We start from the raw sequence: 8,878 nt of genomic DNA on the forward strand, positions 1-8,878 counted from the left end.
GTGGACGACGAGCGCGAGCTGGCGGACGCCTGTCCGGCGATCGCGGACTTCCCGGTGAACGCCCGCGGCCAGGTCCGGGCACCCGTCCTCCTGCTCGAAGAGCTCCTCGACGGGCCCGAGGTCAGCGTGGAGACCGTGTCGTTCGACGGGACGACCCATGTGGTGGGCGTGACCGACAAGAGCGTCGGCGGAGCGCCCGCCTTCATCGAGACGGGCCACATGTTCCCAGCCGCGCTCGCCCCCGGCGACACGGAGGCCGCCCAGGACACCGCGACGCAGGCGATCAAGGCGCTCGGCCTCGACTCCGTGGTCGCCCACACCGAGATCAAGCTGACCGCCGCCGGTCCGCGCCTCGTCGAGGTGAACCCCCGCCCGGCCGGAAACCGCATCAACGAGCTGATCCGGCACGTCACCGGACTCGACCTGGCCGCGGCCTGCGTCGACGTGGCCCTCGGCCGCGCCCCCGACCTGCGCCGGAGCGACACCGGGCTGCGCAGCGCCGCCGTCGGCTTCCTGGTGCCGGACACCGCGGGGACGCTGGAGTCGATCGACGGCTGCGATCAAGTGCGGGACGCCCAGGGCGTGTTGGAGGTGCAGCTCGCCGAGCCGGGGCGGGCGGTCAAGGCTGCCGGCAGCAACAACGAATACCTCGGTCATGTGATGGCGGGCGACGCGGAGGGACTCGGCGCGCGTGCCCGTGTCGAGTCGCTGCTGTCCGGGTTGCGGCCGCGGGTGAACGCCCGATGAGCGCGACGGTCGGCTCGGGGGCGGCAGTAACCGCCGTCCGGGACAGCACGGCCCCTGCCTCGTACGACGACCTGGTGAGCCGTGCCCTGGCCTGTCGGCTCGGCCCTCGTCGCTGTACACCTGCTCTTCCTGCTGTGACCGCTCGTCATTCCGCTCCTGCCGTAGCTCCCACGAAGTGGGAGGGACGGCAGGAGCGGCAGCCCATTGGCGGACCGGCCGGGCCTGGAAACCACGTGCCGTCGCGCGTACCGTACCGCTATCGTTCGGTCTCCTGACCAGCCGTTTCGGCGGATTCCCACGTTCGGAGAGCAGCGCTCATGACCAGCCGGCCCGCGACGACGACCCTCTGGCGCCCGGTCGGCCCCAAGGAGCTGGATCTGGTCCGGGAACTGGACTGGCGCGCCTGGCCGCCCCGTCTCCCCGAGCAGCCGATCTTCTACCCGGTCCTCAACGAGGACTACGCGATCAGGATCGCGCGGGACTGGAACGTGAAGCACGACGGCGCCGGCTTCGTCACGCGATTCGAGGTCGAGTCGGATTTCCTGAGCCGGTATCCCGTCCAGCAGGCGGGCGGGCGCACAATCCTCGAACTGTGGGTTCCGGCCGAAGAGCTCGACGATCTCAACGCCCACATCGTCGGAGAGATCGAGCTCGTCCACGAGTTCCACTGAGCGACGCGGGGAAGACGCAGAAGGCGGTATGGGAGGCGGGGCACGTCTTCCGGCCGCGCGCACGGTTCCCGATCCGCCGTGCTCGGTCTTTGCCTCCGGCACTTGGCCGGATCCCGTCCGGGAGCGGGGGCGGCGGCTCTACGTTGTGTGGTGAGACTTGCGACGGCGTGTGCTGAGGAGGCTGTTCAGTGACTCACGATTCGTCCGCACCCGCGGGCCCGTGGTCGAAGATCGACACATCGGTGCCGCACTCGGCCCGGATCTGGAACTACTGGCTGGGCGGGAAGGACAACTACCCCGTCGACCACCAAGTGGGCGACGCGTTCCGTGAGTTCTTCCCGGGCATCGAGGAACTCGCCCGGGGTTCCCGGGCGTTCCTCGGCCGGGCCGTGCGCCATCTGGCGGGCGAAGAGGGTGTCCGGCAGTTCCTGGACATCGGTACCGGACTGCCCACCGTGGACAACACACATCAGATAGCCCAGCGCGTGACCCCCGAGGCGCGCATCGTCTACGTCGACAACGACCCGCTGGTGCTCGCACACGCCCGGGCGCTGCTGACCAGCACCCCGCAGGGGGTGACCGACTACATCGACGCGGATCTGCACGATCCCGACGCGATCCTGCGGCAGGCGGCCACGACGCTGGATCTGACCCAGCCGGTGGCACTCACCCTGATGCAGGTCAGCGGGCACATCGCCGACTACGACGAGGCCCGGTCCATCGTGACCCGGCTGATGGAGGCCCTGCCGTCCGGCAGCTTCCTGGCGTTCAACGACAGCGTGGACACCCACAAGGCCAACGCCGAGGCCACCCGGCGCTACAACGAGAGCGGCGCCGCCCCGTACTTCCTTCGCAGCCCGGAACAACTGGCCGGTTTCTTCGAGGGTCTGGAGCTGCTGGAGCCCGGCGTGGTCCCGCTCGCGGAGTGGCGGCCCGACCCCGGCGCCGCGGCGATCCCGTCCGAGGTGATCGCCCTCGGCGGCGTCGGCCGCAAGCCGTAAGGCCCCCCGGCCCCGGGCCCGCCATGGCTCAGTCTTTGCCCGGACCAGAGGATCCTCTGACCGGGCAAAGCCGTACACCCCGGCATCCGCACCGCTCACCGCGGGGCGAAAGCAGCGCCCCTGGAGCACTCCACTCCGGGGGCGGATGTCCTGGGCCAGGAGGAGCCATGCGTATGTCCCGGAACGTGGCGGGAACAGTCTTCGTCGTCGGCAGCCTGACGTTGACCCTCGCCGCGCTCGCGTATCCCGCGATGCTCGGGGTGCAGAACGCGTCGAGTTCCCCGTCGCGCATCATCGCCCGCACCCCGACCGGCCCGCTCACGGAGGCGGACCGCGATTTCGTCGTCAAGGTGCGCGCCGCCGGGCTGTGGGAGTTCCCCTCCGGCGAGCTGGCTCTGACGAAGGGCACGACCCAGCCCGTCAGAACGGCGGGCGAGCACCTGATCTCGGGCCACGCCGCACTCGACGCCGAGTGCCGGCTGATCGCTCCCCGGCTGGGGATCACCCTGCCCAACCAGGCGTCCCCGCAGCAGCAGGGGTTCGTGGCGACCCTGACCGCGGACCACGGCAAGCAGTTCGACACGGACCTCGCCAACATGCTGCGGGTGACACACGGCCAGATCTTCCCGACCGTCGCGAAGATCCGTGCCACCACCGAGAACAGCCTCGTCCGTGAACTGGCCGACCAGGTCAACGACACCGTCCTGGACCACATATCCATCCTGGAGAAGACCGGGCTGGTCAACTTCGACTCGGTCCTCTTCCAGGAAACGACCCCTCCGAAGCTGCCCGCCGGCGATGTCACACCGCCCGCGCCCCAGCCAGGAGCGCCGGTCGTCGCCCTCACTCCGCAGGCGGGCGCCTCCCAGACACCGACACCAACGCCGTCACCGACGGTGCGGTAGGCCTCGGGCGCGGCATGGGACACCGCCCGGCAGGCCCGCGCACCCGGCATCGGCCGGGTGCGCGTCTGCTGTCGGCGGCCGCGGCCCCGCAGGCCGTCCCGCACGGCTTACCGCACGATCGTGCCGTACATCTCGCCGAGCGGATCCGCGATCAGCTCGACACGGGTGCCGTCGGGGTCGCGGAAGTAGACCGAAGTGCCGCTCTCCTCCTGGTAGTCCACCCCGGCCGCGTCGAGCCGGTCGCGCAGACGCGCCCAGGCCACCGGTTCGACGGAGATGGCCAGGTGGTGGAGTCCGCCGAGGACTTCCGCGTACGGTCCGAGGTCGAGGCCCGGGAAGTCGAAGAAGGCGAGCAGGTTGCCGTGACCGATGTCGAAGAAGAAGTGGGTCGAGCCCTTGTAGTCGCGGTTCTCGAACATCTCCGTCAGCGGGAACTCCAGCAGTTCCTGGTAGAAGCGCACCGTCCTCTCCACGTCGCCGGAGAGCAGCGCGACATGGTGCACGCCACGTGCCGAACTGGGCCGCCTGTCCGGGGCCAGATAGGCATCCCGGATCCGTGCCCTCTCGGTCTCGATCGCCGTCAGGTCCAAGGGGTTCTCCTGGCTCGACACGTGTGCGAACGCTCCTCACACAATGAAATGGGACGCCGGCCGCGACGGCCGAGGCCGGCGTTTCACCGGCATCGCGAAAGCGGTTTGCCGTTCAACCACCGGTCACTCTAGGCATCCCCTCGGTCCGGTCAAGGGCCGCGGAGCCGGACGAACGGAGTCACATCATGGATCTGCTTCCTTTCAGCGCCGCGCACGCGACGACCGTGGCGACCTGGCCACTCTCCGCCACGGAGGTCGCGATGTGGTGCGGGCGGGGGGAGTTCCCCATGGCCGGAGAGACCGTCGCGGCATGGCAGCAGGACACGGACGTGACGGCCCACCTGCTCGTCGAGGACGAACAACCCCTCGCGTACGGGGAGTTGTGGTTCGACGCCGAGGAGGACGAGGTGGAGCTGGCGCGGATCATCGTGGCACCCGAGGCCCGCGGTCGTGGCCTCGGGCGCGAACTGGTCCGGGGCTTGCTCGGCGAGGCCCGCGGCTCCGGACACTCGGACGTGTTCATGCGGGTGCACCCGGACAACGACCGGGCTCTGCGCTGCTACCAGGGAGCCGACTTCGTCATCGTCGGCCCGGAACTGGCCGAGACCTGGAACGCCGTACAGCCCGTCGACTACGTCTGGCTACGGCACCAGTGACACCCGGATGCCGAGCGTCCCGTTCTTCCCGCGGCGCAGTCGGCTGCCGAGCAGGACAAGGCGGCCGTTGATGCCGTATTTGCGGGCGATGAGACGGCGATAGTGCTCGGTGACGTCCTGGTCGCAGACCTCGGCGGTGGCGGGGAGCTGCTCGCCGGTCGGGTTGCCGCGGACGTCGCAGGGGCCGACGAGGACGTCCGCGCGGCTGCGGATCCGCTTCACCTTCCACGAGTCCGTGACGGTCCAGACGCCGAGCGTGTCGCCGTCACGGACCACCCACACCGGGGTCGCGACCGGCGTGCCGTTCTTCCGATAGCTGGTGACCAGCAGGTACTTACCGGCACCGAGCCGCTCCAGCGCTGAGTTGTCCACGCGGTGAGTGTAGGCGGCGGGCGGGCCCGGCGGGAGCCCGGGCCGAGGGGAGTCCGGCCCGGCGGAATGCTGGGCCGGACGAGCAATCCCTGACGGCTCGTCAGTGATTCGCCGGGCTTTCGGGCGCGGGATGTGAAAGAGAGTCAGACAAAGCGTCGATTTGTACGACAATCATCCCGCTCGGAGGACCTCGCATGCCCGCCTCGCCACTCCCCCGCACCGCCCGCACCGCCGGCACTTCCCGCACCGCCGGCACGGGAGCCGCCGCGCTCACGGCGCTCACCCTCGCCGGTACCGCCCTCCTCGGAGCCCCGGCCGCCTTCGCCGCCCCCGGCGACAACGGTGACGTCAAGATCCACGCGGACACGACTCCCGACGCCGACCAGCGCAACAACCCGAAGGTCTGCCAGTTCTACCTCGCCGCCTTCAACTTCGACCGCGGGCAGGGCGTCACCTGGATCATCGAGCCCCAGCCGGCGAAGCGGGGAAGCGCCACGCTCACCGGCACCCTCGCGCTGCCCACCGGCACCGGCCGGACGACCGGTCTGCTGGCCCTGCCCGACGGCCAGTACAAGCTCACCTGGCAGATCGTGGACGGCAAGGGCGCGGGCAAGCACAAGGTGTTCAAGGTCGACTGCAAGAAGACACCGCCCGTCGGCGGATCCGAGGGCGTGGCACCCGGCGGACCCATCGGCGGCGTACCCGCGGGCGGCGGCGGTCTCGCCGAGCCACCGAGCGTGTCCGCGGTCGGCGCCGCGGCGGCGGTGGGCCTGGTCGGAGTGTCGGGCTTCGTCTACTTCCGGATGCTGCGCCGCCGGCCCGATGGCGCCGCGTAGGCGCGCGCCCAGACCCTGGTACCGGACGCGCGCCTACCGACTGACGAGGACGACCGTTCTGACGTTCTCACTGGTGATGGGCGGCATCTGGTGGGCCGAGGACGGCGGCCGGCCCCCGGACCCGGCCGCCGCACCCGCCCCGGCCCCGGCTCCCGGGGACGCCAAGGCGTCCCCGGGTTCCGCCGACCGGGGTCCCTCCGTCGCCGCGACACCCCAGCCCCGGCGCGACCCCGTCCGTGTGCCGCCTCCCGTCCGCCGCGCCGGCCCGGCGCCACGGCCGCTCCCACGGTCCAGGGCGACGGTGCTGAGGATCCCGTATCTCGGTCTGGAGGCACCGGTCGTCGGGCTGCGCCTGGACCGGAAGCGGCAGCTCACCACTCCGCCGATGGACAGCCCCGAACTGGTCGGCTGGTACGAGGGCGGCCCCTCGCCCGGAGAGGCGGGCACCGCCGTCGTGGTCGGCCACCTCGACACCGCCACCGGGCCCGCCGTCTTCGTCGACCTGAGCGGACTGACACCCGGCCGGCTGGTCGAGGCACGGCGCGCCGACGGCCGCACCGCCGTCTACACGGTGGACGCCGTCCGCACGTACGACAAGGAGCAGTTCCCCAGCCAGGAGGTGTACGGCACCAGAAAGCGCCCTGAGCTGCGGCTGATCACCTGCGGCGGGGCGTACGACCGGAGGACCGGCTACCGGAGCAATGTCGTCGTCTTCGCGCATCTGATCGGGACGCGCGAGCCGGATCGCCCCGCCTGAATACCGGGCTGAGTCTCCGGCTCGACGCCGACGGTCGACGCCCGCAGAGCCTGTGAAGATCACTTTTCGCCGTCCGCCCCCATGGTCCGAACCTCCGTGCAAGACTCCGACGATGACCTCGGAGACGATCAACGCGGCGGCAGCGGGCACGTGGCGGCTCGGCGACCTCACGGTCAACCGGCTGGGTTTCGGGACCATGCGGCTGACCGGGAGCGGCGCCTTCCACCAGGGCACGCCGAGCGACCGCGACCGGTCGCTCGGCGTGCTCCGGCGCGCGGTGGAACTGGGCGTCAACCACATCGACACCGCCGCCTTCTACTTCTCGTCCCTGCGATCCGCCAACGAGCTGGTCAACTCGGCGCTGGCCCCGTATCCGGACGACCTGGTCATCGTCACCAAGGTCGGGCCGGGGCGGGATCCGTCGGGCGAGTGGCTGCCCTGGGCCAGACCCGAGCAACTGCGCGGGCAGGTGGAGGAGAACCTGCGCCAGCTCGGCCGCGACCACCTCGACGTGGTCAACCTCCGGACGCACGGGCGCCATTCGATCGCCGAGCACTTCGGCGCACTGGCCGCGCTGCGCGAGGCCGGGCTCGTCCGCCACCTCGGGGTGTCCGACGTCGACCCGGAGCAGCTCGCCGAGGCACAGGCCATCGCCCCGGTGGTCTGCGTCCAGAACCGGTACGCCCTCGACACCCGTAGCGAGGTCGGCGACGACGTCCTGCGGATCTGCGGTGAACAGGGCATCGCCTTCGTGCCGTTCTTCGCGATAGCCGGCGAGGGCGGCAGGAAGGGCGCCGACGGCACCCACGAAGCCGAGGTCCTCGACATCGCCCGGGCCCACGGCGCGAGCCCCGCGCAGATCCGGCTGGCCTGGACACTGCACCGCGGCCCGCACGTCCTGGCCATCCCGGGCACCGGCGATCCGGACCACCTCGTGGAGAACGTGGCCGCGGGCGCGATCAGCCTGTCGGACGACGAACTCGCCCGGCTCGCCTGAGGGTTGAGGATCTATCCGACATGGGGGACAGCACACTGTGGGTGGCCGCGCTGACGGCCGGGACCGCCGTGCTCGCGAGCTGGGTGACCAGCCGCGGCACCTACCGGGCCGCCCGCATCCAGGCGGACGCCGCCGCCGCGACCGTACAGGCGGACCGGCTCCGGGCCACCCGCCGCTCGGCGTACGTCGACGTCATCGAGCAGGCCCAGCGCATGGGCGACCTCTACTGGAAGGTCACCGACGCCGACCAGATCCAGGACCCGGACGAGCGGCTCGCCGCTCTCAAGGATCTGCGGATACGGCTTCGGGGCGAGTACGCCGTGCTGCGTCAGCGGGTCTGGGTGGTGGACCTGGAAGGGTCGGCGGAGACCGCCTCGGCCGCGGACCGGCTCCGCCTCGCGACCGGCGACAACTGGCGGGCGCTCCGCGCGATGATCGAGGGCGAGGAGGGAGCGGGAGAGCGGTTCAGCGACTGCTACCGCCCGTTCTGGGAGTCGGTCGTGAACTTCGTCGACCTCGCTCGCACCGCCCTGCACGAGACACGTGCGTAGACATGTAGACACGTAGACATGGGGACGTAGGCACCGGGACGCCAGGCATGGGGCGGCTCGCGGGTCAGGGCGTTCACTGGTCGCGCCGCTGCACGGAGGTCACGGCGACAGCGGCGGTGGCCAGGGCCCAGACCGCGTAGACGGTCCAGGCGCCGGTGAGGGTCCACGGGTACGCGACCTGCTGTTGGTCGACGTCGACCAGGCGGATCCACGCGCCCGTCGGCAGGGCGTGGTCGACGAGGGCCGCCCAGTGGCGGTCGGCGCTGAAGACCAGGGGCAGCAGCCGCTCGATCCCTCCCCCGCCCCCGGTCTGGCCGACATCGACCGCCTCGCCGAGCGGACGACGGCCGCGGGCGTCCATGTCGAGGTCCGCTGGCGGGGCGAACGGCTCACGCTGCCCCCGGAGATCGGCATGTCCGCGTACCGGATCGTGCAGGAGGCCGTCACCAATGTCGTACGCCATGCCGGCACCGGCTCCTGCCAGGTGACCGTCGACTGTCGGGACGAGGAGCTGGCCATCGAGGTCGTCGACAGCGGGAACGGCCCCGGGCGCACCGCGGCCACCGGCTACGGGCTGCTCGGCATGCGCGAGCGGGTCGGTCTGCTGCACGGGGAGTTCTCGGCGGCGCCGCGCCCCGAGGGCGGTTTCCGGGTGGCGGCGCGGCTGCCCGTACCGGCGGGTGTGCGATGACGGTCCGGGTCGTCCTCGCCGACGACCAGCCCCTCGTCCGCGCGGCCCTTCGCATGGTGATCGGCGAGGCCCCCGACCTGGAGGTCGTGGGCGAGGCGGGCACC

General features: G+C 71.3%; 12 protein-coding genes and 2 pseudogenes. 11 read left to right on the forward strand and 3 right to left on the reverse strand.

What is annotated here, in order from left to right; all coding sequences use genetic code 11:
• From O3Q52_RS42495 to O3Q52_RS42510, 4 genes are all read left to right on the forward strand, one after another.
• A partial coding sequence (locus tag O3Q52_RS42495; RefSeq protein WP_269653889.1) for an ATP-grasp domain-containing protein occupies positions 1-747 on the forward strand: 747 nt, incomplete at its 5' end.
• Positions 748-1,064: 317 nt separating this feature from the next.
• A complete protein-coding gene (locus O3Q52_RS42500) occupies positions 1,065-1,418 on the forward strand; it encodes a hypothetical protein (protein WP_269653890.1) in 354 nt (117 codons plus the stop codon).
• 188 nt (positions 1,419-1,606) lie between these two features.
• Positions 1,607-2,419: an SAM-dependent methyltransferase gene (locus O3Q52_RS42505; RefSeq protein ID WP_269653891.1), complete on the forward strand. Its 813-nt coding sequence runs from the start codon at positions 1,607-1,609 to the stop codon at positions 2,417-2,419.
• 167 nt (positions 2,420-2,586) lie between these two features.
• Positions 2,587-3,324: a DUF4142 domain-containing protein gene (locus O3Q52_RS42510; RefSeq protein WP_269653892.1), complete on the forward strand. Its 738-nt coding sequence runs from the start codon at positions 2,587-2,589 to the stop codon at positions 3,322-3,324.
• Positions 3,325-3,431: 107 nt separating this feature from the next.
• Here the strand turns inward: O3Q52_RS42510 and O3Q52_RS42515 are convergent, their stop codons facing one another.
• Entirely contained in the window at positions 3,432-3,935 is a 504-nt protein-coding gene (locus O3Q52_RS42515) for a VOC family protein (protein WP_269653893.1), read from the reverse strand.
• Between the two features lie 164 nt (positions 3,936-4,099).
• On the opposite strand from O3Q52_RS42515, the gene O3Q52_RS42520 reads away from it, so the two are divergent.
• Positions 4,100-4,570, forward strand: coding sequence for a GNAT family N-acetyltransferase (locus tag O3Q52_RS42520; RefSeq protein WP_269653894.1), 471 nt, complete (start codon positions 4,100-4,102; stop codon positions 4,568-4,570).
• Here the strand turns inward: O3Q52_RS42520 and O3Q52_RS42525 are convergent.
• A complete protein-coding gene (locus O3Q52_RS42525) occupies positions 4,556-4,942 on the reverse strand; it encodes a PPOX class F420-dependent oxidoreductase (RefSeq protein WP_269653895.1) in 387 nt (128 codons plus the stop codon). The two genes, O3Q52_RS42520 and O3Q52_RS42525, sit on opposite strands and share 15 nt — an antisense overlap.
• Before the next feature lie 194 nt (positions 4,943-5,136).
• Here O3Q52_RS42525 and O3Q52_RS42530 point away from each other — a divergent pair, with 194 nt between their 5' ends.
• The 4 genes from O3Q52_RS42530 (at position 5,137) to O3Q52_RS42545 (ending at position 8,083) form a co-directional block, all read left to right on the forward strand.
• Positions 5,137-5,778, forward strand: a complete 642-nt coding sequence (locus O3Q52_RS42530) for a hypothetical protein (protein WP_269653896.1) — start codon at positions 5,137-5,139, stop codon at positions 5,776-5,778.
• Positions 5,765-6,535 carry a class F sortase gene (locus O3Q52_RS42535; RefSeq protein ID WP_269653897.1) on the forward strand — a complete coding sequence of 257 codons (771 nt, stop codon included), beginning with the start codon at positions 5,765-5,767 and terminating at the stop codon, positions 6,533-6,535. The genes O3Q52_RS42530 and O3Q52_RS42535 overlap by 14 nt, the downstream gene beginning before the upstream one ends.
• A gap of 112 nt (positions 6,536-6,647) precedes the next feature.
• Positions 6,648-7,532, forward strand: coding sequence for an oxidoreductase (locus O3Q52_RS42540; RefSeq protein WP_055613386.1), 885 nt, complete (start codon positions 6,648-6,650; stop codon positions 7,530-7,532).
• Positions 7,533-7,552: 20 nt separating this feature from the next.
• Entirely contained in the window at positions 7,553-8,083 is a 531-nt protein-coding gene (locus O3Q52_RS42545) for a hypothetical protein (RefSeq protein WP_269653898.1), read from the forward strand.
• Positions 8,084-8,156: 73 nt separating this feature from the next.
• Here the strand turns inward: O3Q52_RS42545 and O3Q52_RS42550 are convergent, their stop codons facing one another.
• Entirely contained in the window at positions 8,157-8,444 is a 288-nt protein-coding gene (locus O3Q52_RS42550) for a hypothetical protein (protein WP_269653899.1), read from the reverse strand.
• Here O3Q52_RS42550 and O3Q52_RS42555 point away from each other — a divergent pair.
• Positions 8,367-8,774 (forward strand): annotated as a pseudogene (locus O3Q52_RS42555) (sensor histidine kinase); the annotation flags it as partial. The gene O3Q52_RS42550 and the pseudogene O3Q52_RS42555 overlap by 78 nt on opposite strands.
• Positions 8,771-8,878 (forward strand): annotated as a pseudogene (locus tag O3Q52_RS42560) (DNA-binding response regulator); the annotation flags it as partial. The pseudogenes O3Q52_RS42555 and O3Q52_RS42560, both read left to right, overlap by 4 nt.

The sequence above is a fragment of the Streptomyces sp. ActVer genome (assembly GCF_027270795.1).
Taxonomy (GTDB): domain Bacteria; phylum Actinomycetota; class Actinomycetes; order Streptomycetales; family Streptomycetaceae; genus Streptomyces; species Streptomyces umbrinus_A.

Coding starts and splice junctions, on each gene's coding strand:
- O3Q52_RS42500 (WP_269653890.1), top strand. CDS start 1,065: ATGACCAGCCGGCCCGCGACGACGACCCTCTGGCGCCCGGTCGGCCCC.
- O3Q52_RS42510 (WP_269653892.1), top strand. CDS start 2,587: ATGCGTATGTCCCGGAACGTGGCGGGAACAGTCTTCGTCGTCGGCAGC.
- O3Q52_RS42520 (WP_269653894.1), top strand. CDS start 4,100: ATGGATCTGCTTCCTTTCAGCGCCGCGCACGCGACGACCGTGGCGACC.
- O3Q52_RS42530 (WP_269653896.1), top strand. CDS start 5,137: ATGCCCGCCTCGCCACTCCCCCGCACCGCCCGCACCGCCGGCACTTCC.
- O3Q52_RS42535 (WP_269653897.1), top strand. CDS start 5,765: ATGGCGCCGCGTAGGCGCGCGCCCAGACCCTGGTACCGGACGCGCGCC.
- O3Q52_RS42540 (WP_055613386.1), top strand. CDS start 6,648: ATGACCTCGGAGACGATCAACGCGGCGGCAGCGGGCACGTGGCGGCTC.
- O3Q52_RS42545 (WP_269653898.1), top strand. CDS start 7,553: ATGGGGGACAGCACACTGTGGGTGGCCGCGCTGACGGCCGGGACCGCC.
- O3Q52_RS42550 (WP_269653899.1), bottom strand. CDS start 8,444: ATGGACGCCCGCGGCCGTCGTCCGCTCGGCGAGGCGGTCGATGTCGGC.